This window comes from Ruegeria sp. AH3 (assembly GCF_056536265.1).
In genome coordinates, this window is record NZ_JBQFJL010000001.1 from 1865597 (window position 1) to 1887391 (window position 21795).

At 57.8% G+C, this 21795-nt stretch carries 19 protein-coding genes; 9 read left to right on the top strand and 10 right to left on the bottom strand.

Annotation, left to right across the window (positions count from 1 at the left end):
* Positions 1 to 96 precede the first annotated feature (96 nt).
* The 4 genes from ACR3EM_RS09365 to ACR3EM_RS09380 are packed head-to-tail and all read left to right on the top strand — an operon-like array spanning position 97 to position 5223.
* Positions 97 to 1869: an SLC13 family permease gene (locus ACR3EM_RS09365; RefSeq protein WP_480470443.1), complete on the top strand. Its 1773-nt coding sequence runs from the start codon at positions 97 to 99 to the stop codon at positions 1867 to 1869.
* Between the two features lie 16 nt (positions 1870 to 1885).
* Positions 1886 to 2620 (top strand): glutamine amidotransferase, encoded by a 735-nt coding sequence (locus tag ACR3EM_RS09370; RefSeq protein WP_480470444.1) that lies wholly within the window; start codon positions 1886 to 1888, stop codon positions 2618 to 2620.
* A 24-nt stretch (positions 2621 to 2644) separates the two neighbouring features.
* A complete protein-coding gene (locus tag ACR3EM_RS09375) occupies positions 2645 to 3550 on the top strand; it encodes a bile acid:sodium symporter family protein (protein ID WP_480470445.1) in 906 nt (301 codons plus the stop codon).
* Between the two features lie 11 nt (positions 3551 to 3561).
* The gene (locus ACR3EM_RS09380) at positions 3562 to 5223 is read left to right on the top strand and encodes an FAD-binding dehydrogenase (RefSeq protein WP_480470446.1); all 1662 of its coding nucleotides are present in this window, start codon (positions 3562 to 3564) and stop codon (positions 5221 to 5223) included.
* On the opposite strand, the gene ACR3EM_RS09385 is transcribed toward ACR3EM_RS09380, so the two are convergent.
* The 3 genes from ACR3EM_RS09385 to ACR3EM_RS09395 form a co-directional block, all read right to left on the bottom strand.
* The gene (locus tag ACR3EM_RS09385; RefSeq protein ID WP_480470447.1) at positions 5224 to 5970 is read right to left on the bottom strand and encodes a YbaY family lipoprotein; all 747 of its coding nucleotides are present in this window, start codon (positions 5968 to 5970) and stop codon (positions 5224 to 5226) included.
* 97 nt (positions 5971 to 6067) lie between these two features.
* Positions 6068 to 7846, bottom strand: coding sequence for an SLC13 family permease (locus ACR3EM_RS09390; protein WP_480470448.1), 1779 nt, complete (start codon positions 7844 to 7846; stop codon positions 6068 to 6070).
* Positions 7847 to 7937: 91 nt separating this feature from the next.
* Entirely contained in the window at positions 7938 to 8750 is an 813-nt protein-coding gene (locus ACR3EM_RS09395; protein ID WP_480470449.1) for a TIGR00282 family metallophosphoesterase, read from the bottom strand.
* Positions 8751 to 9003: 253 nt separating this feature from the next.
* Between ACR3EM_RS09395 and ACR3EM_RS09400 the strand changes: the two genes are divergently transcribed.
* On the top strand, positions 9004 to 9843 hold the full coding sequence (locus ACR3EM_RS09400; RefSeq protein ID WP_480470450.1) for a 2OG-Fe(II) oxygenase: 840 nt from the start codon (positions 9004 to 9006) through the stop codon (positions 9841 to 9843).
* On the opposite strand, the gene ACR3EM_RS09405 is transcribed toward ACR3EM_RS09400, so the two are convergent.
* The gene (locus ACR3EM_RS09405) at positions 9840 to 10412 is read right to left on the bottom strand and encodes a 5-formyltetrahydrofolate cyclo-ligase (RefSeq protein WP_480470451.1); all 573 of its coding nucleotides are present in this window, start codon (positions 10410 to 10412) and stop codon (positions 9840 to 9842) included. The genes ACR3EM_RS09400 and ACR3EM_RS09405 overlap by 4 nt on opposite strands.
* Entirely contained in the window at positions 10409 to 11803 is a 1395-nt protein-coding gene (mgtE, locus tag ACR3EM_RS09410; protein ID WP_480470452.1) for a magnesium transporter, read from the bottom strand. Before mgtE ends, ACR3EM_RS09405 begins: the two co-directional genes overlap by 4 nt.
* 138 nt (positions 11804 to 11941) lie before the next feature.
* On the opposite strand from mgtE, the gene guaD reads away from it, so the two are divergent.
* On the top strand, positions 11942 to 13231 hold the full coding sequence (gene guaD / locus ACR3EM_RS09415; RefSeq protein ID WP_480470453.1) for a guanine deaminase: 1290 nt from the start codon (positions 11942 to 11944) through the stop codon (positions 13229 to 13231).
* A gap of 66 nt (positions 13232 to 13297) precedes the next feature.
* Here the strand turns inward: guaD and ACR3EM_RS09420 are convergent, their stop codons facing one another.
* The 3 genes from ACR3EM_RS09420 to ACR3EM_RS09430 all read right to left on the bottom strand — a co-directional run bounded on the left by ACR3EM_RS09420 (position 13298) and on the right by ACR3EM_RS09430 (position 15956).
* Entirely contained in the window at positions 13298 to 14632 is a 1335-nt protein-coding gene (locus ACR3EM_RS09420) for an 8-oxoguanine deaminase (protein ID WP_480470454.1), read from the bottom strand.
* A 115-nt stretch (positions 14633 to 14747) separates the two neighbouring features.
* The gene (gene hisN, locus ACR3EM_RS09425) at positions 14748 to 15539 is read right to left on the bottom strand and encodes a histidinol-phosphatase (RefSeq protein ID WP_480470455.1); all 792 of its coding nucleotides are present in this window, start codon (positions 15537 to 15539) and stop codon (positions 14748 to 14750) included.
* A 45-nt stretch (positions 15540 to 15584) separates the two neighbouring features.
* Positions 15585 to 15956: a helix-turn-helix domain-containing protein gene (locus ACR3EM_RS09430; RefSeq protein WP_480470456.1), complete on the bottom strand. Its 372-nt coding sequence runs from the start codon at positions 15954 to 15956 to the stop codon at positions 15585 to 15587.
* 324 nt (positions 15957 to 16280) lie between these two features.
* Between ACR3EM_RS09430 and ACR3EM_RS09435 the strand changes: the two genes are divergently transcribed.
* Positions 16281 to 17240: an NADPH:quinone oxidoreductase family protein gene (locus ACR3EM_RS09435; RefSeq protein ID WP_480470457.1), complete on the top strand. Its 960-nt coding sequence runs from the start codon at positions 16281 to 16283 to the stop codon at positions 17238 to 17240.
* Here the strand turns inward: ACR3EM_RS09435 and ACR3EM_RS09440 are convergent.
* Positions 17233 to 18111 (bottom strand): LysR family transcriptional regulator, encoded by an 879-nt coding sequence (locus tag ACR3EM_RS09440; protein WP_480470458.1) that lies wholly within the window; start codon positions 18109 to 18111, stop codon positions 17233 to 17235. The genes ACR3EM_RS09435 and ACR3EM_RS09440 overlap by 8 nt on opposite strands.
* A 127-nt stretch (positions 18112 to 18238) precedes the next feature.
* Between ACR3EM_RS09440 and ACR3EM_RS09445 the strand changes: the two genes are divergently transcribed.
* Positions 18239 to 18457 carry a DUF1127 domain-containing protein gene (locus tag ACR3EM_RS09445; protein ID WP_480470459.1) on the top strand — a complete coding sequence of 73 codons (219 nt, stop codon included), beginning with the start codon at positions 18239 to 18241 and terminating at the stop codon, positions 18455 to 18457.
* 173 nt (positions 18458 to 18630) lie between these two features.
* Positions 18631 to 19368, top strand: coding sequence for a Bax inhibitor-1/YccA family protein (locus ACR3EM_RS09450; protein ID WP_480470460.1), 738 nt, complete (start codon positions 18631 to 18633; stop codon positions 19366 to 19368).
* Positions 19369 to 20009: 641 nt separating this feature from the next.
* On the opposite strand, the gene ACR3EM_RS09455 is transcribed toward ACR3EM_RS09450, so the two are convergent.
* The gene (locus tag ACR3EM_RS09455) at positions 20010 to 21293 is read right to left on the bottom strand and encodes a glycosyltransferase family 4 protein (RefSeq protein WP_480470461.1); all 1284 of its coding nucleotides are present in this window, start codon (positions 21291 to 21293) and stop codon (positions 20010 to 20012) included.
* Positions 21294 to 21795 lie beyond the last annotated feature (502 nt).

Here is a 21795-nt window from a genome sequence, read left to right on the forward strand (position 1 = left end):
TTCGTGATTGCGTGTTCGGCGCTCATATAGACGTTTGCGGGGGGCAGGATCAAGGGATCGGCTTGCCCCGTCCTCGCCTGTGGCTATGGTGACGGTATGACGACAGATCAGATCATTCTTTTTTCCCTTTTCATCGCCGTGTTCGGAATGCTGCTGTGGGGGAGGTTCCGCTATGACCTTGTGGCCTTCACCGCCTTGATGATTGCAGTCACATTGGGAGTTGTCCCAGTCGACAATGCCTTCGCCGGGTTTGGACACCCCGCCACAATCATTGTCGCTTTGGTGCTCGTGGTTTCTGCCGGTCTGGTGCGGTCGGGTGCTGTGTTCATGATCACACGAACATTGGTCGATGCTTCGCGCGGGCTTGGCGCGCATATCGCCCTGATGGGCGGGATCGGCGCGGTTCTGTCTGCTTTCATGAACAACGTCGCAGCGCTGGCACTGTTGATGCCGGTCGACATTCAGACGGCCCGCAAGGCGGCGCGCCCAGTGGGTCTGTCGCTGATGCCGCTCAGCTTTGCCACCATCCTCGGTGGTATGGCCACGCTGATCGGGACGCCCCCGAACATCATCATCGCTTCGATCCGGGCTGAAACGCTGGGTGAGCCGTTTCAAATGTTCGATTTCGCCCCAGTCGGCGGGATTGCCGCAATTGCCGGACTAGCCTTCGTCGCATTGATCGGCTGGCGTCTGATCCCAAATCGGGGCGTGCAACAGGAAAGCACCGAAGCGCTGGCCGAATACATCGCCGAGCTGACCATCCCGCCAGAGTCGCCGCATATCGGCAAGCGGGTCAGTGAACTGTATGAGGCCGCCGAGAAATCCGATGTGGCCATTATCGGCCTGATCCGGGACGGTAAGCGCCGCTATGGCCGCTCGACCCATGCCACGCTGCATGAAGGCGATGCGCTCGTGCTTGAGGCACGGCCCGAAGCGCTCGACGAATTCCGCGCCGCGCTCAATCTGGATTTCTCGGATACGCGGCGGCAAGAGGTGCTGACCGCCGAGGGTGACGGGCTGGAAGTGATCGAGGTCGTCGCCCCCGAAAGCGCCCGCATCACCGGGCGCACCGCGCAGGCACTGGGGTTGGCGTGGCGGCAAAGTACGGTGCTGATGGGGATTTCGCGTCAAGGGCGTCGGATCACCAAACAGGTGCGCAAGACCGAGGTTGAGGCCGGGGACATCCTGTTGCTGCTGTGCCCCCGTGACCGCAGCGCGGATGTGACGGAATGGCTGGGCTGTCTCCCATTGGCTGAACGCGGACTGAATGTGACAGCCAATGACAAGGCGTGGCTGGCCATTGGCCTGTTTGCGGCCGCCGTGCTGGCCGCCAGCATCGGGTTGATCTATCTGCCCATCGCACTGGGTCTCGTCGTGGTCGCCTATGTGCTGACCAAGATCATGCCGATTGCGGATATCTATAATCACATCGAATGGCCTGTGGTTGTCCTACTGGGCTCGATGATCCCGCTGGGCAGCGCGCTGGAAACCTCGGGCGGGACCGAGTTAATCGCCAACGCCCTGATCCAGCTAACCAATGGCCTGCCCGCTTGGGCGATCCTCACAGTGCTGATGGTTGTTACGATGACCTTATCGGATGTGCTGAACAACACCGCTACGGCCATTGTCGCGGCGCCTGTCGGGATACAGATGGCGCGCACGCTTGATGTCTCACCCGATCCGTTCCTGATGACAGTCGCCGTAGCCGCTTCGGCTGCGTTCCTGACCCCGATCGGGCACAAGAACAACACGCTGGTTTTGGGCCCCGGAGGCTATCACTTCGGAGACTACTGGCGCATGGGTCTGCCGTTGGAGATTCTGATCATAGCCGTTTCAATCCCCGCGATCCTTGTGTTCTGGCCGCTTTGATGGCTAAAGGCTGCGTATGAAACGCTTTCTGATCCTGCAACTGCGCCCGGAAACCGATGCGTCGGATGCCGAATATGCCTCGATTCTGGACAAAACTGGCCTTCAGCCCGCGCAAACCCACCGCATCCGGCTGGATTGCGAAGATCTGCCCGAGGGGTTGGATGTCACCGACTACGCCGGTGTTATCGTGGGCGGTGGTCCGGGCTGTGTCAGCGACGATCCGGCCAGCAAATCCGCACTGGATGCAAAGATCGAGGGTGCGATCATGGGGTTAATGCCGCAGATCACCACGCAGGATCATCCGTTCATGGGCTGCTGTTATGGTCTGGGCATCCTCGCTGCGCATCTGGGAGGCGATGTCAGCAAACGGCAATATGGCGAACCGGTCGGACCATCGGATTGCCGCCTGACCGACGATGGTGCGCAGGACCCCCTGACCGCAGGCCTGCAGTCGGAATTCGAAGCATTTGTTGGTCATAAAGAGGCGGTGCAATCCCTGCCGGACGGTTGCGTGCATCTTGTGGCCTCGGACCCTTGCCCGATTCAGATGATCCGATGGGGTCAGAATGTCTATGCCACCCAGTTCCACCCCGAAGCGGATGCCAGGGATTTTGAACAGCGCATCCATATCTACAAAGATCATGGCTATTTCCCGCCTGAAGATGCGCAGGGTCTGATCGATATGTGCCATGCCGCTGACGTGACTCAGCCGGGTGAAATCCTGCGCCGGTTCGCTCAACGCTACGGGTGACTTAACGGCGTGGTTGCCTGATTCATGCCCCCTCGCATAGGCTGGCCCGAACGGCTTTGGGAGGAGTTGTTCTTGGACTTGCTAATAAATGTTGGCCTGCCGCTTTCGCTGGCCATTATCATGTTGTCGCTGGGGATCGGGCTTGAGGCCGCCGATTTCCGACGCGTTCTCACCCGCGGATACCCATTCGCCATCGGTGCGATCAGTCAGGTTGTATTGATACCACTGGCTGCCTTCACAACTGTCACGATGTTCGGGCTACCCGCTGAGATCGCCGTGGGCGTGATGCTTCTAAGCTTTTGCCCCGGCGGCGTAACCAGTAACATCCTCACAAAGTTTGCCAAAGGCGACGTTGCGCTATCTGTCAGCCTGACAGCTGTGATCAGTCTGTTGTCGATCCTGACAGTTCCTATCCTGGCCGCATGGTCCATCGATTACTTCATGGGTGAGACAGCCCCGGAAGTATCCATTGGCGCCCTTGCTACCGCATTGTTCCTGATCACAACGTTGCCTGTCGCGATAGGCGTCAGCATTCGCCACTTTGCCAGAGCGTTCGCAGTTCGGATCGACAACCCTCTTTCGACGCTTGCCTCGATCCTGTTCGTGCTGATCGTTTTGGCTGCGCTGGCCGGGAATTGGCAGTTCTTCATTGAGAACCTCAGCTCTATCGGAACTGCGTTGATCGCGCTGAATATCACGCTGTTGCTTATTGGACTTGGGCTGGCGCGGATCGCCAAGCTGACATGGGATGAGGCGAAAACCATCTCGGTCGAAACAGGCATTCAGAATTCGGCTATGGGGATTACTTTGGCGGCACTGATCACAGGCACCACAACGGGATTCAGCCCTCTGGCCGTGCCTGCGGCCGTCTACGGAATCACCATGTACGTGGTGGTAACCCCCTTCATCCTCTGGTTCCGCAACCGCTGAAAGGAGATCCGATGACCAACAACACAGCAGACGCGATTGTGGTCGGAGCCGGCCTTGCCGGTCTGGCAGCCGCGGCGGAACTGGGGGATCGTGGCAAGCGCGTGATCATCGTGGATCAGGAGCCCGAACATTTCCTCGGCGGGCAAGCGTTCTGGAGCCTCGGTGGCCTGTTCATGGTCGACACCCCTGAACAACGCCGTATGGGCATCCGCGACAGCCACGATCTGGCGCTGCGTGACTGGATGGGCAGCGCGCAATTTGACCGGGATGAGGACGCCTGGCCGCGCAAATGGGCGCGGGCCTATGTCGAGTTTGCCGCCGGAGAGATGCGCCCGTGGCTGCATGAGATGGGCTTGCGTTGGTTTCCTGTCGTTGGCTGGGCCGAACGCGGCGGGTCTTATGCCGACGGGCATGGCAACTCGGTTCCGCGCTTTCACATCACGTGGGGCACCGGGCCGGGCGTGCTGGAGCATTTCATTCGTCGTGTGCAGGAGCATGTCAGCGCCGGGCTGATCCAGATGAAATTCCGCCATCAGGTCAGCCACATCATCATGCAGAACGGCTGTGCCAAAGGCGTGTCCGGAGAAGTTCTGGCCAACGACTCCGCCCAGCGCGGCGGTAAAACCAACCGCGATGAGGTGGGCGAGTTCGAGGTCTATGCCCCCTCGGTCATCGTCACCTCGGGCGGCATTGGCGGTAACTTTGAGATGGTGCGCAAGAACTGGCCGCGCGACCGACTGGGGGAACCACCGAAGGATATGGTGGCGGGCGTTCCGTTCCACGTGGATGGTCGGATGATCCCGATCACCGAAAAGGCTGGCGGGCACGTCATCAACGGCGACCGGATGTGGCACTACACCGAAGGCGTGCGCAATTGGGATCCGATCTGGCCCGCGCATGGCATTCGCATCCTGCCTGGCCCAAGCTCCATGTGGTTCGACGCGCGCGGCAATCGCCTGCAACCGCCCTGTCTGCCGGGGTTCGATACGCTCGGGACGCTGCGTGAAATCCTGAAAACTGGTTATGAATACAGCTGGTTTATCCTGACGCAAAAGATCATCAAGAAGGAATTCGCACTGTCAGGGTCCGAGCAGAATCCCGATTTCACTTCGGGCAGCTGGAAAGAGGTAATCCGTCAGCGCATCCTGTCTGGTTCAAAGGCCACAGCTCCGGTCGAGGCGTTCAAGGAAAAAGGCGAGGATTTCATCGTTGCCAACACGCTGACCGAATTGGTCACCGGCATGAACCAGCTTGGCGGAGGTCTGATTGACGAGACCCATCTGCGGGCCCAGATCGAGGCGCGGGATTCTCAGGTCGACAACCCGTTCTCGAAGGACGCTCAGATGATGGCGATCCTCGCGGCGCGGAACTATCGGGGCGACAAGCTGATCCGCACAGCCAAACCGCATAAATTCCTTGATCCGTCAAACGGCCCATTGATCGCGGTCAAACTGCACGTGCTGACCCGCAAAACGCTCGGTGGGTTGCAGACCAACCTAGACAGTCAGATGATCGGTGCAGACGGTCAAGTTGTCCCCGGCCTGTTCGCGGCGGGAGAAGTCGCAGGCTTCGGCGGCGGAGGCTATCACGGATACAACGCGCTGGAGGGCACGTTCCTTGGTGGCTGCATCTTCTCGGGCCGCAATGCAGGACGATCCCGCGCCGTTGCCTGATTACGGTGTGTGGAAGAACTTCAAAACCGGCTCACCCGCGGCATCGAGCAGGACAAGGCTGTTGCCCGCAACGGCATAGGTCGTGACACCCTGCAACGCGGCAAAAAACTGATCCTCGACCTCTTCCAGCGCGGGCGGGCAAGCCATCAGGGTTGCCGCAATGTTGTCTGGAAACTCCAGATGCTCCCCGGATATCTCAGCTTGCCCCGTAAATCGATTGCAACCTCCGAAACCGCTGAATGAGCCACCTTGCCCGAATGACAGCTGCGGCGGGCGCTCGACATCAATAGTGGCACCGTTGATGCCGATTGCGGTCCAGCTCGTATCTTCCAAAGCCGCCGCGCCCAGACCGCCGACCTGCACCAATACAAGATCGGTCTCGTCCCCGGCCCCGTTGGTCAACACCGGGTGGACCGTATCGGTGATAAACAACAACTCATCGCCCCGATAAATCGACCCGCTCACCGCATAGGTCATGCCATCCCGGATCAGCGCGTCATCGAAACTCAGCTCAAACTCGGTCGGCACCCCGGTCAAAGCATAACGTTGTGCCGCCAGAGTGACCGCCGGCGCATCCGCCAACGAGATATCCTGCAACTCCACATACAGCGTCGCATCTTCCGGCACGGCGATCCGTTCGCGATATGTAGCGGAACCGGTCACCGTTCCGGCATGGCTTTGACTGCCCAGCAGGGCCAATAGGACTGCACCAACCACGATGGCTTGTCCGAGTTTTGGAAAAGGCATGATCCCATCCTTTCGCGTAGGTCGTTATCGAAAAGATTGTGACCGGATCGTCATTTACAAGACCCGGCGCATCCAGGTCGGCGATTCCGCGCCGGTCTTATAGCGGCCAGATGAACGGAATCAGCAGCGAAGCCAGCAGGCCCACCGTCAGGTTCAGTGGTACACCAACCTTGAGGAAGTCGGTAAACCGGTACCCGCCGGGACCATACACCATCATGTTGGTCTGGTAGCCGATGGGCGTCGCAAACGAGGCCGAAGCCGCGACCATCACCGCCACAACAAGCGGGCGTGGATCGATCCCCACGGCCTGCGCCAGAGAGATCGCGATGGGAGTGACGACCACAGCGACCGCGTTGTTCGACACCAGCTCGGTCAGGACCGAAGTCAGCAAATACACCGCCCAGATGATCAGGAAAGGCGGCAGCATGCCCAAGGCCGGGGCGATGGCTTCGACAATCAGCGATACCGCGCCCGACTTATCCAGCGCAGCGCCAATGGCCAGCATCGCAAAGATCAGCGCCAGCAGGCGGCCTTCGACAAATGAAAACGCCTCGTCGGCATCGATACACCGGGTCAGCAGAACAACGGCAACCGCGATTATTGACAAGGCCAGGATCGGCGCAATCCCCAGCCCAGCCAGCGCGACGATCCCGACAAGTGCTCCGATGGCAATCGGGGCATGACTGCGCCGGAACGCGCGCGCCGACGGTTGGGTGACGTCGACCATATCCATATCGGCGGCCAGTTTCTGGATATCGGCGGGCGAGCCTTCAAGCAGAAGTGTATCGCCGACGCGCACGGTCAGATCATCCAACTGACGCCCGATATTCTGGTTCCTGCGATGCACCGCCAGCACATAAACGCCATAGCGACGGCGCAGCCGCATGGCACCCAGCGTGCGCCCGACCATCCGGCATCCGGGCGTGATCAGCACCTCAACCGTCTTGGTTTCAACCGCCGAAACCTGATCGACCCGTTTGAGTTCCTTATTGGTCTGCAAGCTCAGAAGCTCGGTCATTTCGGTGCGCAGAACCACCCGGTCGCCCACCCGCAACTCAACCCCCTTGAGGTTGCGCCGCAGCGACTCGTCGCCTCGGATCACGTCGATCAGGCGCACGCCGGGACGCTTGAACAATTGCACCCCGGTAACCTCGCGTCCGATCAGGTTACTTTCGGGGGGGATCACGGCCTCGGTGAAGAACTTCATCTTGGACCGGTCGCTCAGCATCTCGGCCATGCTGTCGCGGTCGGGCAGCAGTCGCGGCGCGATGAAACGCAGGTAGATCATGCCATAGATGACGAGGGCAATGCCCAGCGGCGTCACCTCGAAGATGGTGAAGGCGGTCATGCCCTGCGCGCGGGCCACACCATCGACCAGTAGATTGGTCGAGGTACCGATCAGCGTCAGTGTGCCGCCAAGAATCGCCGCATAGCTGAGCGGGATCAGCAGCTTGGACGCCGGAACATCCAAGGTCCGTGCGATCTGAATGAAGACCGGAATCATCACCACAACAACAGGCGTGTTCGACACCACAGCCGAAGCGACGACGACAAAGCCCATCAGCAAACCGATGGCGATACGCGGATTGACCTGTGCCTGCTTCTGGGCGACCGAAGTGAAAGCATCGAGGGCACCGGTACGCACCAAGGCACCCATGATGATGAACATCGCCGCAATCGTCCACGGCGCAGGGTTGGACAGCACCGCCAAGGCACTTTGATAGGGCAGAATGCCGGTGGCCAGCATTAACGCAGCTCCGCCGATAGCGACGACTTCGGTCGGATAGATCTCGCGCAGGAACATGACGAACATGCCCGCAACGATTATCAGCGCCAAGACCGCGCTGCCTGTTTCTGTCAGTTGAAGGAATTGCATTCTTGGTATTCTGTCCGAACCCTGGCCTGGCATACGCGCCTGACAGCCAGTTTCACGCATTGCGTGCGTCAGAGCAAGCCTGACATGGTTCTCAGAGGCCCGCCTGCTGCAACCGCCCGCCCACGCGGACCATCTGCACAGATTTTGCGCGCCCGTCGCGATCGTCGGTTTCGACAAATACACCGCTCAGCGTCGCCTCGCCATTCGCAGGCGTGAACCGGGCTTTGGGCATTCCGGTGATGAAACGGCGCATCGGTTCTTGCTTGTCCATTCCGATCACCGAGTCATAATCCCCACACATCCCCGCGTCGGTGAGATACGCGGTGCCGCCCGGCAGGATCTGAGCGTCCGCTGTGGGCACATGTGTATGCGTCCCCACCACCAGGCTGACCCGCCCGTCGCAATAATGGCCCATCGCCATCTTCTCGGATGTCGCCTCGCAATGCATATCCACGATGATGGCATCGGCCTGCCCGCCGCGCGGGTGCGACTTCAGGATCGGCTCAACCCCCGAAAACGGATCGTCAAAGGGTCGTTTCATGAAAACCTGACCCAGCACCTGAACCACCAACACCTTGCGTCCGCCCGGTGCCGTATACAACCGATGCCCCCGCCCCGGTGCACCTTTGGCAAAATTCACCGGCCGCACGATGCGCGATTCTTTCTCGATGAACTGCAGCATATCTTTCTGATCAAACGCGTGATCGCCCAGCGTAATACAGTCTGCCCCCGCATCCAGCAACAATTTGGCGTGATCGCCGGTCAGCCCCATCCCGTTCGAGGCGTTCTCGCCATTGACCACAACGAAATCCAGCCGCCATTCGTCTCGCAGACGTGGCAGATGCTGCTGTATGGCGGCGCGTCCCGCGCGCCCCATCACGTCGCCCAAAAAGAGTATCTTCATGCAGACTGTCCTAAGTCCGGCATCCTGCAAGCGCAAGCGGTTCCCACACGACCCCGAGCCTGAGGCACTTAGTTCCGGCACCCATCAAAATCCGAGCGAACAATGGCGCCTTGGAAGCTGGAATTGTTCACTATTATCCGCTGACCACTGGTTGGAACAGTTCGACGCAGCTGAAACGGTTGACACTCGACTTGTGTCGACGGCAAAATTCGCGGAGAAAGCGGTGTTTTAATTTATTGTTAGGTCTCGTGTTATGTCTTCTCCTGTCCTTGCCCTTGATCCTGAAACCCTCCTGCTGCCCACTAAAGACGCACGGGCTGCAGCGCAGAGTATCTCTGAAGATTATCAGTCGAAGACGCCGTTTCCCTATGGCGGTTACGACAATTTCCTCGACCCTGCCATTCTGGAGCGTGTGCTTGAGGATCTTGAGCAATTGCCCGAGGCCGAAACCAGCTTTGACCGCGCGCAGGAGAAACTGAAAACCAGCTATCAGCCCAACCGCTTGCCGCCCTATACGCGGCAGCTGTTCTATGCGTTGAACTCACGCCCCGTTCTTGCGTTCCTTGAAGAGTTGACTGGCATCAAAGGGCTGATCCCGGACCCCTATTTTGCAGGCGGCGGTATCCACGTCGTGTCGAATGGCGGGCACCTCGATATTCACGCGGATTTCAACCACCATGCCGGACTGAACCTTGAGCGCCGTGTGAACATGCTGATCTATCTGAACAAGGATTGGCGCGAGGAATATGGCGGCTCGTTCGAGGTCTGGAACGAGGACATGTCAGCGAAAGTCGCGGGGTTTGTGCCGCAGTTCAACCGTATGTGCATTTTCAACACCAGTTCGACCAGCTGGCACGGCAACCCTGAAACCGTGAACCACCCGGATGGCGAGCCCCGCAAGTCCATCGCGCTGTACTACTACACCGCGACCTGGGACAGTTCTCGCAAGTCTCATACGACGCTGTTCAAGCCGCGCCCCGGCACCGCCGACAAGCCAGACCGGCAAGTCGCGCGGCGTGCTCTGCTAGAAGATATTCTGCCACCGGTCATTCACCGGAAAGTAGCCGGACGACTTTATAAACTTGGGTTCTAAGAGCGAAAGCTCAGCACACGACTTTCCGTGATCACCATGTCAAGCGGCTGATCTGTCGGCTCCAGCGGCAGACCGTCGTCTTCCTGCGCGTCGAAGGCGAACCCGATGGCCAGCGTCGGGCGTATAGCGCGCAGGCCTTCCAGTGTACGATCATAGAACCCTCCGCCATAGCCCAGTCGACCACCCTTTGCGTCGAAGGCCACCAGCGGCACGATCAGGATCTCGGGGTCGAAATAATCGTCGATCTCGGGCACCTTGGCGCCGAACGGTCCGTCTTTCAAAGCCCCTTCAGGCGTCCAGCGCGAAAAACGCAGCGGTTGGCCTGCGGCCTGAATAACCGGCACACCAACCGGGCCATAAGCAGCGGCTTCGGCCATGGCGGGTAGCGGATCAATCTCGGTGCGGATGGGCATGTAGCCGGAAATGGGAACGCCACGGTGCCCGGCCAGAACCTCGGACAGGCGGCCCGCTGCGCCGGGAGGCCGCGCGTTAAAAGCAGCCTTGCGGCGGGCAAAGGCCGCTTTCCGGGCGGCAGCTTTGATTTCGGTCAGATCGGTCGTTTCGGTCACAGTAGCACCATGCTGGCCAGCCCCAGGAAGATGAAGAACCCCATGACATCCGTTGTGGTGGTCACAAAGGTCCCGGACGCCAGCGCCGGGTCAACGCCCAGACGATCCAGCACCACCGGTACTACCGTACCCGCTAAGCCTGCGATGATCATGTTCACGACCAAGGCCGACCCGATCACGACACCCAGCAATGGAGAATCGAACCACATCATCCCTACCGTGCCCAGTACAATGGCAAAGCACAGCCCGTTCAGCATTCCGACCAGCAGTTCCCTCCGGATAACCCGGCCCACGTTCGAGCCCGTCAGGTCGCGTGTTGCCAGCGCGCGCACCGCGACCGTCAGCGATTGCGTGCCCGCGTTCCCGCCCATCGACGCCACGATGGGCATCAGAATCGCCAGCGCCACCAACTGGTCAATCGCCGCCTCGAACTGTGAAATCACCAGAGATCCGCAGATCGCAGTGACCAGATTGACACCCAGCCATGGCAACCGCCGCCTACTGGTTGCGGCAACACTATCCGAGATCGAGCTTTCGTCAGACACACCGGCGAGGCGCAACATGTCTTCTTCGTATTCCTCATCCAGAACCACCATCGCGTCATCGATGGTGATCACCCCGACCAAACGCCCGTCGGCATCCACCACCGGGGCCGAGATCAGGTGGTATTGATTAAAGGCATAGGCGACATCTTCTTCATCCTGATCGACAGGGATCGCATGCAGTTCCTCGTCGGCGATATCATGCAGAGGAATTTCGCGCCGGGTTGCCATCAGTTTGCCAAGAGACACCTGCGCAACGGGTTTGAGGCGCGGGTCGACCAGGATCACGTAATAGAACTGCTCAGGCAGATCGTCGTTTGCACGCATGAAATCGATCGCCTGCCCTACCGTCCAATGTTCGGGGGCCATGACGACCTCGCGCTGCATGAGGCGGCCCGCCGAGTTTTCCGGGTAAGAGAGTGCCTGCTCGGCCGCGATCCGCTCGGAATCCTCCAGCGCATCCAGAATGGTTTCCTGCTGCGGCTCTTCGAGATCCTCCAGCAGATCGACGACATCGTCGCTTTCCATGTCCCGCACGGCTTCGGCCAGCACGTCCGGCTTTAGAACGGCAATGACCTCCTCCCGAACAGATTCATCCAGTTCTGACAGGATATCGCCGTCGAATTCCTTATCATAAAGACGGATTAGCCGGGTCCGGTCATAGGGGTTGATCTGCTCAAGAAGGTCAGCAATGTCAGCCGGGTGCAGCGGCTCCATCAGCTCGATCAGCTTGTCGCGATCCTCGACATCCACGGCATAAAGAATGGCCGCGACAGTTCGCCTGTCCAGCGCATAGGCATCCTCATCCCGCGGCTGATCTTGTCCGGCTTCGTCAATGCCTGTGGTCATGCTCTGCCCCTCATTCCGCGCGATTGCTTCTAGATAGAAGAAGCAGCTACCGGAAAACAATGACAATGCTTGGATTTACCCACATCTTTTGCACCCCTATGCTGCCGAGCGATCCCAAACGGGCGGAGAACAGGGAAAATGGCGCAAAAGACGCTTTTGAAAGGGCGCGTACTCAGCTTCAATGGATCGCCATTCGAAGGCGAGCCTACCGAGGCGGCGGTAATACACGAGGCCTTGGTGATCGAAGACGGGCGCATCGCAGCGCTTGGCACGGCGTCGGACCTGACGCGAGCGCATCCTGAGGCGGCGATCAAGGACTATGGCCGCCATCTGATCATGGCAGGATTCGTCGATCCGCATGTGCATTACCCTCAGACCGCGATGATCGCCAGTTGGGGTAAGCGCCTGATCGATTGGCTGAACAGCTATACCTTCCCCGAGGAGATGAAGTTTGGTGACCTGGCCTATGCATCGGAGATTGCCAACCGATATCTGGACCTGACAACCGCGCATGGCACAACGACGATGTGCAGCTTCTGCACGATTCACCCTGAAAGCGTCGATGCGTTCTTCACGGCAGCTCAGGCGCGCGGTCAGCGGGTTGTGGCAGGCAAGACCTGCATGGACCGCAATGCCCCCGAGCGTCTGCGCGACACGGCCCAGACAGCCTATGATCAGTCGCAAGCCTTGTTGGAGAAATGGCACGGGATCGATCGGCTTTCTTACGCCATCACGCCGCGCTTTTCACCCACGTCGACACCGGAACAGCTTGAGGCCATGGGGGCGCTGTGGGGTGAATATCCGCATTGTCTGATGCAGACCCATTTGTGTGAACAGACAGATGAGATCGAGTGGGTCCGATCCCTCTTCCCCGACGCGCGGGATTATCTGGATACCTATGAGCAGTTTGGTCTGCTGCGGAAAAATGGCCTTTATGGCCATGTCATCCACCTGGAACAACGAGAGCGGGATCGGCTGCACGAAATGGAAGCGGCGCTAATTCATTGCCCGACCTCGAACACGTTTATTGGCTCCGGGCTGTTCGATATGGAGGGCCTGATGCGTGAAGGACATCGTGTGGGACTGGCCACGGATACCGGTGGCGGGTCCAGCTTTTCGATGTTGCGGACCATGGCAGCCGCCTACGAGATCGGACAGCTGCGGGGCGCTCCGCTGCATCCGGCGCAACTGTTGTGGTTGGGAACCGTGGGGTCGGCGCGGACATTGCATATGGACGATTGTATCGGCAACGTTGCAACCGGAATGGAGGCGGATCTGGTTATCCTCGACCTTGCCTCGACCCCGGCGATTGCGCAGCGTGAAGCACACGCAGATGATCTGTGGGAGGCGGTGTTTCCCACGATCATGATGGGCGATGATCGGGCGGTGGCGGATGTCTGGATCGGTGGCTCAAAGGTGCAAGCGTGAGAGGGATGCGCCTGTGGCGCATGCCTCCGGCGGGGATATTTTTTGGCCAGATGTAGGGCGGATCCGCTAGTCGATCAGAGCGCGGGCGAGGCGGTTTTGGGTTTCAATGGCTTTGGGCAGATCGATGGTGATGATCTGACTGTCCCGGACAATCTGCCGGCCTTCGACGAAGAGGTGTTTGACGCGCGTTGGTCCTGCAAGCAGCAAGGCAGCAGGATCCCAGTTGCCGGCGCTTTCGATGCCGGAGACATCCCAGATGGCGATATCGGCCCGTTTGCCCTGCATAAGGCGACCGCAATCCGTACGATTCAGCACATCCGCCCCACCACGCGTGGCAATCTCAAGCGCTTCGCGCGCAGACATTGCATCAGCCCCATTCGCGACCCGTTGCAGCAACATGGCCAGACGCGCCTCAGAAACCAGATTACTGCTGTCATTGCTGGCTGATCCATCGACCCCGAGGCCGACCGGAACGCCACGATCACGCATAGCACGAACCGGGGCAATGCCTGAACCAAGGCGGCAGTTTGAACACGGGCAGTGAGCGATCCCAGTTCTGGTGCGGGCGAAGAGATCGATCTCGGCCTTGTCCAATTTGACGCAATGGGCATGCCACACGTCCGAACCCGTCCAGCCGAGGTCTTCGGCATACTGGCCGGGGCGGCAGCCAAATTGGGCTTGCGAATAGGCAATATCTTCGTCGTTTTCGGCCAGATGCGTGTGCAACATCACGCCCTTGTCTCGGGCCAGCAGAGCCGCATCGCGCATCAGTTCGCGACTGACTGAGAATGGAGAGCATGGGGCGAGGCCGACACGGCACATTGATCCCTCGGAAGGGTCATGAAAGGCATCCACGACACGGGTCATGTCGTCGAGGATGGCTGTTTCCGCCTCGACCAGGGCATCGGGCGGCAGGCCCCCATCGCTTTCACCGATACTCATCGCGCCACGCGTCGGGTGGAAGCGCAGGCCCAGTTCAGCTGCGGCGTGAATCGTGTCTTCAAGCCGCGCGCCGTTCGGATAGAGGTAGAGGTGGTCAGAGCTGAGCGTGCAGCCCGACAACGCGAGCTCTGCGAGGCCGATCTGGGTGGAGACGAACATCTCTTCCGGGCCAAACCGAGACCAGATCGGGTAGAGCGTTTGCAGCCAGCCGAACAACAGCGCATCCTGCCCGCCCGGCACCGCGCGCGTGAGAGTTTGATAGAGATGGTGGTGAGTGTTCACCAAGCCGGGTGTCACCACGCAGCCGGACCCTTCGTGGATCTCTCCGCTGGTGGTCAACCCATGGCCGATGTCGGCAATCTGCCCGTCTCGGACCAACAGATCGGCGTTCGCGAGCTCTTGCCGCGTATCATCCATCGTCACGATGACATCGGCGTTTCGGATCAGGAATTCGGTCATTTTTTGCACTCCCGCATAAGCCCGTCTCATGCGTGAAGTGCCGGGCTGGTGGAAAACGGGCGCAAGAACCAGCCGTGTTTAGCATACGGTCGCCGCGATCATGCGGCAACCCGTTTCAGTGGTTGCGCAAGATATCCAGAGCAACGGCATGGAGTTCGGGGGTGGCCGCAGCCAGCGCACGCCCACCTTCATGGGCCGGATTACCTTGCCAGTCGGTGACGACACCTCCTGCCGCCTCGATCACCGCGATCGGTGCCTGAATGTCATAGGCGTTCAATCCGGCCTCGATCACCAGATCAATCTGCCCGGCCGCCAGAAGCGCATAAGCATAACAATCCATGCCATAGCGCGTCAGTTTTGACTGCGAGGCGACTGCGTGAAAACCAGCGCCCTCGGCCTCAGTACCGACTTCGGGGAAGGTGGTGAAAACGATCGCCTGATCCAGTGAACGCGTCGGGCGCGTGCCAAGTTTGGTCTGGCCAAGGGGGCCTTTGACAAAGGCATGTCCGTTGCCGCCGACAAAACGCTCGCCGATATAGGGTTGATCAATCACACCCATGACCGGGCCGGTATCCGTGCTCAGCGCGATCAATACCCCCCACGTCGGTGTACCGCTGATGAAACCACGCGTGCCGTCGATTGGGTCCAGAACCCAGACGCGCCCGCTTGTTCCGGCGCTCTGGCCAAACTCTTCTCCGAATATACCGTCGTCCGGGCAATGCCGCGCCAATACGGCGCGCATGGCTTTCTCGGCCTCACGATCGGCGATCGTGACCGGATCAAACCCGTCTGCGAGTTTGTTGTCGGTTTCCAGATTTGTCTGGCGGAAATAAGGAAGGATGGCCGTCCGCGCCGCGTCGGCCATTTCTTCTGCAATATCAAGATCACTCAGTAGGGTGTGTTGCATGGTTTACCCGTGCGACCGAAGCCCCCCGAAGTCAAGTCGATTGTGTCAGGCGACGTCGCTTAGCACACGGGCCAATTCAAACAGGCGGCGGCGCTGGTTTTCCGGAATGGCGTAGTATGAACGCACCAGATCGAGCGCTTCCTTATCGCCCATCAGGTCAGCCGGGACAGATTTCTTGTCAGCGTCCGATTTTTGAGTCTCTTCCAGTCCTTCAAAGAAGAAGGCGACAGGTACATCCAATGCCTCAGCGATATCCCAAAGGCGAGACGCGCTAATCCGGTTGGCACCTGTTTCATATTTTTGGATCTGCTGAAACTTAATACCAACTTGCTGCGCCAACTGCTGCTGGGTCATGCCAATCAGCCAGCGGCGATGCCGGACGCGTTTGCCCACATGGACATCGACGTGATGGGTCATTGGTAGTCTCCTTTACACAAACACCTGTCCGGGAAAACGCGACAGCAGCCGTCTCCGCTAAGTTAGCGGGTCGCTGCTTAAGAACTCCCTAATCCGGATCGTGCCCCCCGAACAGCACCATAGGGTAATATTGCCGCAATAGAATATTTTTTCAAGCGGGTTGAGTCGCGGAATGCACACAGTGGTTTGTGGTTGTAGGGTTTTTTGAGATCAATGCGTTTCCAATTAAGAAACAGTGCCTTCCGATCTCCGCAGCTTTTCGGATAGGAATTGACAAAACGCCCCGACCCCACGCCTATAGCGGTCAAAACCCGGAGAGCGTTGATGCTGGCATACCATATCAAGACCCAGGGAGCCCCTGCACAGTTGTGCAAGGTCGAACTGCCCTCACCCTCCGAGGGTCATATTCGCGTTTCGATCCGTGCTTGCGCGTTGAACTTTGCGGACCTGCTGATGCAAAAGGGAACATATCAGGACACGCCGGATGCGCCGTTTACGCTTGGCATGGAAATCGCCGGGATTGTCGACGAAATCGGAAACAATGTGACGAATCTGAAGCCCGGAGATCGCGTTGCGGTCTATTCCGGCCAGGGCGGTCTTGCCGAATCAGGTATATTCGAGGCCGCGAGAGCGGTCCCCATCCCCGATTCCATGAGTTTCGAAGACGCCGCAGCGATACAGATCGCTTATGGCACAAGCCACATTGCCCTCGATCATCGGGCACGCCTGCAACCGGGCGAAACGCTGTTGGTGACGGGCGCTGCGGGCGGTGTCGGGCTGACCGCTGTCGAGATCGGCAAGCTGATGGGGGCAACAGTGATTGCGCAGGCACGTGGCGCAGACAAGCTGGCCGTGGCACAGCGGGCTGGAGCAGACCATCTGATCGACGCGGGTGAAGATTTGCGTGAAAGGGTTCTGGCGCTTGGCGGCGCGGATGTCGTCTACGACGCGATCGGAGGAGATGTGTTCAAGTCCGCCTTTCGCGCCACAAACCCCGAGGGTCGTCTGCTGCCGATCGGGTTTGCCGGGGGTGATGTTCCGCAAATTCCCGCCAACCATCTGCTGGTCAAGAACCTCAGCGTGATCGGTGTCTATATCGGAGGGTATCTGACCTTCCGGCCCGAGGTTGTCCATAACAGCTTCAACACGCTGTTCCGCTGGCATTCAGAGGGTAGGATCAAACCTCATATCAGCCATGTGCTGCCCCTGCAGGAGGCAGCACAGGGCCTTGAGTTGCTGCGCGCGCGCAAATCCACTGGAAAAGTGGTGATCCGGATCAACTAACCGCCTTGAGTGGATGTGCACTCGGGCGTGTGAAGTTCTGGCGCAGCAGGTTGGCAAGCTCGGCCACATATTCCTCACGCACCCGCTCGGCCCCGTAGAGGTTGATGAACTGTACCGGCAGGTCCGGCAGTGCGCCGCCATGGTCGATCAGTTCCTGATGGTTGGGTTGCGTGCCTTCCAGCAGCACACCGACGGCCAGATCGGCGCTGACAGTGGCCTCAACCGTACGGTCCGAATCGCTGTCGATGCTCATATCCCAGTTGATCCCGGCATCATCCAGTGCCGAGGTCGCGACAGGACGGAAAATGCAGTTCCGGCAGAACCCCAATCGCAGCGGCTTTTGCCGCCAGGCCGATCCGTTCAATGCTCCGACCCAACGCAACGGCATGTGGTGCAGCGTTTCAGCCCCCTCACCTGCCCCGGATTCGGTCGTGACAATCAGATCGAAGGCCCCACGCGCGAACTCATCCTTCAATTGGCGCGTATTCGACGTGACGAGATTTACGCTGACCCGCGGAAAACTCGCGTTGAAGCGCTGCAGCACCCTTGGAATGAATGGATGCACGACGTCATGCGGCACGCCCAAGGTGACCTCTCCTTCAAAGGCCTGATCCGTCAGGCGTCCAATCACCTCATCATTCAATGCGATCATGCGTCGGGCATAGGCCAGCAACTGCTCACCCGAGGCTGTCAGGGCAATGGTTCGGCCTGAACGGTCCAGAAGCTCTAATCCCAGCAGCTCTTCCAGACGCTTGAGCTGCATCGAAACGGCGGATTGCGTCAGATGAAGAAAACCGGCGGCCCGCGTCACGCCGCCGTAGTCAGCAACGGCCACGAAAGAGCGCAAGGTGGTGATGTCCAGATTTCGCATCTTCACGATTCCTTATGTGACAGTTCATAAACATTCATTTTCAAAATATGTCAGATTGATCCATATAGATCAAGGAAATTGATTGAAGCGCAGTGTTTCATCAAGCAACCACGAAAGGGCAAAGATCATGACCCATATAGCTATCTCAACCCGTCGCCCCGTTCGGAATGCGGCGTTTGGTACGCGGATACTGAGCCTGCTCAGCCTCGCCCGACAGCGGAGAGCGCTTGCACAGCTGGATGATCGTGCACTCGAGGATATCGGTGTCACCCGGTCCCAGGCCGAGGTTGAAGCGAAACGCCCTGTCTGGGATGCCCCGGACAATTGGCACAAGCACCTGTATTAATACGGAAATGCCAGGTATTTGGCGGCGTTTTTAACACTGCCGCCAAATTTGCTGACAGTTTTGCTGAGTTTTAGGCCTAAAACCCTTGAAACGCGGGCCACACTCTCCGATATTTGCTGGGAAACCGGCCTGCAATCGCAGGCTGAGAGCAGAATATCAGAGGGAGACCCTTTATGGCACAATTCGACACGATCCGGACGGCGTCCGGCGCGCGCGCTGCCGAGATCGATGAGGGCCTGCGCGCCCATATGAACAAAGTCTACGGCACCATGTCCGTAGGCATGCTGATCACATTTGCAGTGGCCTGGGCCGTCGGCACCAGCCCGCAATTGCTGTCGGTATTCCGCGATCCGGTAACGTTGAGCCCGAACATCCTGGGCTGGATCGTGATGTTTGCGCCCTTGGGCATGGTGTTTGCGTTTGGCGCTGCCATCAACCGCCTGTCCGCAGCCGGCGCACAGCTGTTCTTCTACGCTTTCGCGGCCGTCATGGGCCTGTCGATGAGCTGGATCTTCGTTGCCTTCACCGGCATTTCGATAGCACAGGTCTTCCTGGTGACTTCGATCGCCTTCGCAGGCCTGTCACTCTACGGCTATGTCACCAAGAAAGACCTGTCCGGCATGGGTACATTCTTGATGATGGGCGTGATTGGTCTGGTGGTCGCAATGATCATCAACCTGTTCCTGCAATCGCCGGCCATCATGTTTGCCGTGTCGATCCTGGGTGTTCTGATCTTCGCCGGTCTGACCGCCTATGACACGCAGAACATCAAGAACACCTACCTGCAGATGGCCCATGCGGGCGATCAGGAATGGCTGGGCAAAGCTGCCATCATGGGAGCGCTGAACCTGTATCTGGACTTCATCAACATGTTCATGTTCCTGCTGCAGCTTTTGGGGAACAGAGAGTAAAGCTCTCTCACGCCCATTCAGGACTGGCGGAGCCTGCCGAGACCCAGTCTCGGCAGGCTCTTTCGTTCCGGAAACACTTTCTGCTGAGCACACGAATCCCAGAAGATGGGCTCGATATCTTCAAGCCTGAGCTAAATAATTTCATCTTTCTGAGAAATGGCCAATCTTCTCAGGAGCATTAGAATGAAAAACTGCTAGAAAGAAATTTGCAAGCTCACAATCTGTCTCTCTACAATTCTAGACCGGGTCCTGCAAGTCAGACCGATGCCCGCGGTACCTCCTCATAGATCGGGCGATACTCATCCAGTCTGATAAGAGGCCTATACGAATTCCTGTCACCACTCGTTGTCCTACGCCCCAAGCTGCGCCCCAAGGGCTCCCTTTTTTTACCGATAGAATTCGGGCCCTAAGAGACTTCCGTAGTTGCTGACTCAATAGACTTGGCACTCTCTGGTTACGCACAAGATGAAGAGCAATCGTGCGTCTGCTGTCATCAAATGTGCGGCTACTATATCCATCTGCAACGAAAATTTGCCCCTAACCCCTAACAATCTTCCGAAGCACATTGAGACAGATTGGAAACGTGATGCAAATCGTTTTCAGCGCTCTTACAAATAGAGCGTGTCACCTTGATACAAATCTTAAAAGATCTCTTTAAAAATCCGCAAAAGTTTATCCGTATACTTCTCGATGCTGCAGTCATGACGTATCTGTCGTGCTGCTTCGAATGCAGTATTGGCGTGATCCGGGTACGATTCAATCACTTGCGCCAACGCCGCTGCAAGTAAATCTGGCGCAAGCGCCTTTGGTTCTGCGATTGATCGACTTGATGGAAAATAGACGTATTTCGGCATTTTCGCGTTTGTCGATCCGAGTTGAGCATATTCACTGAGCGACAATGTTGGCTCTACAAGCGTTGCCGCACCGTCAAAAGGCAAAATCTCCGGATGACCATCAATGTTCGATAGAACCGTCGGGATGCCCGAGGCCAACGCCTCAAGAGGAGAAAGGCCAAAAGGCTCACGGAGCGACGGTGCGACGAAAATATCGGTCTCATCGAGCAATGCGCCCATATCCTTCACCAGACCAAGAAATATTACCTTGTCATCTGGCAACAATCTTTGCGCCGTTTTTTTGAGTATTGAAGTTTCGGGCCCATCACCAGCGATCGTGAGTTTAACAGGATAACCTTGATCTAACAGATCGGCCGTCGCGTGGACCAAGCTCGCGAACCCTTTGAAAGAGACCAGACGCGCTGCGCATGTAATTCGAATATCATTTATTGGCGTCTTCTTTTTGTTCAGGATGCGATCGGCGATCGCCTGACGCACAGGGTTACAAACCACATGAATCCTGCCTTCATACTGCCATAAATTTTCGAGTAGATACTTATTGGCTTCAGAAACGCTGATGATTCCATTCATTCTAGCCAGCTGTTGCTGTCGCCATGTGTTCACTATTCTTATCGAAGAGAAGCCGTGATCATAAAAAGCGAACTTTCGGTTTCTCGACCTCATATATGGATCGGGCGGGGCGTTCCAACACACTACGTGATCGAGATTTGAGCGACCGATCAGTTTATTCAACAGCGTCCGCTGAACGCGATTACGTGTCCTTGGCATCGAGGTTGGCAGAATGTTAGCAACGCGATAGGTTTGCGGAGACTGCACTTCTACGCCAATCTGCTCCAGCGATGTGGCGAAATGAGCAAGGGGTCGCGTTTTTGCTCTGTTGACGGTGCATATTTGATGCCCTCTAGCAGCGACCGCTTCTGCAAAACCTGCGTATAGGGTCTGCAATCCTCCAAAATCATCAAGTGCAATATAGTGCGCAGGTAAATCCAAGGTTTTCATTTTATAGTTTTCAGTTCTATTTGCAGGATCTTGTTGTTCGCCAGCTATCAACTTTGAAGTGTGATCAGCCATGTGTCATTTTGCCTATCCGGTCTATCGCCATCATGTTTGGGCGGATCGAAGTTCATGAGCATTTTGAGTTGCATTTTCTAATACTCCGAAGCGTACCCCAAGAACAGGTGGCTGTCGTCGTACCTGCCTATCAGCGCGATCTAACCCTCTCGAAGAGTTTGTTCGTATCCCGTCTACTGCTTCCACACCACGTACTGCAGGTTCATTTTGATCGACTACACTGGCGCTCGGTGCTTAGGGGCCGTCAAACATGGAATTTCCAATAAATCAAGCCTACCATACGAAGGCATAGCGAAACGTGCGGATATCAACCTGTGCAATTTCCCATCAGACAGAATCCCAACGGAACAAACCAAATCGCACCAATACACTACTAATTCCGCTAAATGATACTAATAGGGTTCATCTACTGAGATTGAGTGCGAACAGGTTGCAGAGAAATAAGGACAAACGACCGCTCAGCATGCAACAACAAAACACAGGTGTTTTGTATTAGCCTCGG

What these genes read in the sequence shown, in the direction of transcription:
- ACR3EM_RS09365 (WP_480470443.1), top strand. Translation starts at nt 97, where the DNA reads ATGACGACAGATCAGATCATTCTTTTTTCCCTTTTCATCGCCGTGTTC.
- ACR3EM_RS09370 (WP_480470444.1), top strand. Translation starts at nt 1,886, where the DNA reads ATGAAACGCTTTCTGATCCTGCAACTGCGCCCGGAAACCGATGCGTCG.
- ACR3EM_RS09375 (WP_480470445.1), top strand. Translation starts at nt 2,645, where the DNA reads ATGCCCCCTCGCATAGGCTGGCCCGAACGGCTTTGGGAGGAGTTGTTC.
- ACR3EM_RS09380 (WP_480470446.1), top strand. Translation starts at nt 3,562, where the DNA reads ATGACCAACAACACAGCAGACGCGATTGTGGTCGGAGCCGGCCTTGCC.
- ACR3EM_RS09385 (WP_480470447.1), bottom strand. Translation starts at nt 5,970, where the DNA reads ATGCCTTTTCCAAAACTCGGACAAGCCATCGTGGTTGGTGCAGTCCTA.
- ACR3EM_RS09390 (WP_480470448.1), bottom strand. Translation starts at nt 7,846, where the DNA reads ATGCAATTCCTTCAACTGACAGAAACAGGCAGCGCGGTCTTGGCGCTG.
- ACR3EM_RS09395 (WP_480470449.1), bottom strand. Translation starts at nt 8,750, where the DNA reads ATGAAGATACTCTTTTTGGGCGACGTGATGGGGCGCGCGGGACGCGCC.
- ACR3EM_RS09400 (WP_480470450.1), top strand. Translation starts at nt 9,004, where the DNA reads ATGTCTTCTCCTGTCCTTGCCCTTGATCCTGAAACCCTCCTGCTGCCC.
- mgtE (WP_480470452.1), bottom strand. Translation starts at nt 11,803, where the DNA reads ATGACCACAGGCATTGACGAAGCCGGACAAGATCAGCCGCGGGATGAG.
- guaD (WP_480470453.1), top strand. Translation starts at nt 11,942, where the DNA reads ATGGCGCAAAAGACGCTTTTGAAAGGGCGCGTACTCAGCTTCAATGGA.
- ACR3EM_RS09420 (WP_480470454.1), bottom strand. Translation starts at nt 14,632, where the DNA reads ATGACCGAATTCCTGATCCGAAACGCCGATGTCATCGTGACGATGGAT.
- hisN (WP_480470455.1), bottom strand. Translation starts at nt 15,539, where the DNA reads ATGCAACACACCCTACTGAGTGATCTTGATATTGCAGAAGAAATGGCC.
- ACR3EM_RS09430 (WP_480470456.1), bottom strand. Translation starts at nt 15,956, where the DNA reads ATGACCCATCACGTCGATGTCCATGTGGGCAAACGCGTCCGGCATCGC.
- ACR3EM_RS09435 (WP_480470457.1), top strand. Translation starts at nt 16,281, where the DNA reads ATGCTGGCATACCATATCAAGACCCAGGGAGCCCCTGCACAGTTGTGC.
- ACR3EM_RS09440 (WP_480470458.1), bottom strand. Translation starts at nt 18,111, where the DNA reads ATGCGAAATCTGGACATCACCACCTTGCGCTCTTTCGTGGCCGTTGCT.
- ACR3EM_RS09445 (WP_480470459.1), top strand. Translation starts at nt 18,239, where the DNA reads ATGACCCATATAGCTATCTCAACCCGTCGCCCCGTTCGGAATGCGGCG.
- ACR3EM_RS09450 (WP_480470460.1), top strand. Translation starts at nt 18,631, where the DNA reads ATGGCACAATTCGACACGATCCGGACGGCGTCCGGCGCGCGCGCTGCC.
- ACR3EM_RS09455 (WP_480470461.1), bottom strand. Translation starts at nt 21,293, where the DNA reads ATGGCTGATCACACTTCAAAGTTGATAGCTGGCGAACAACAAGATCCT.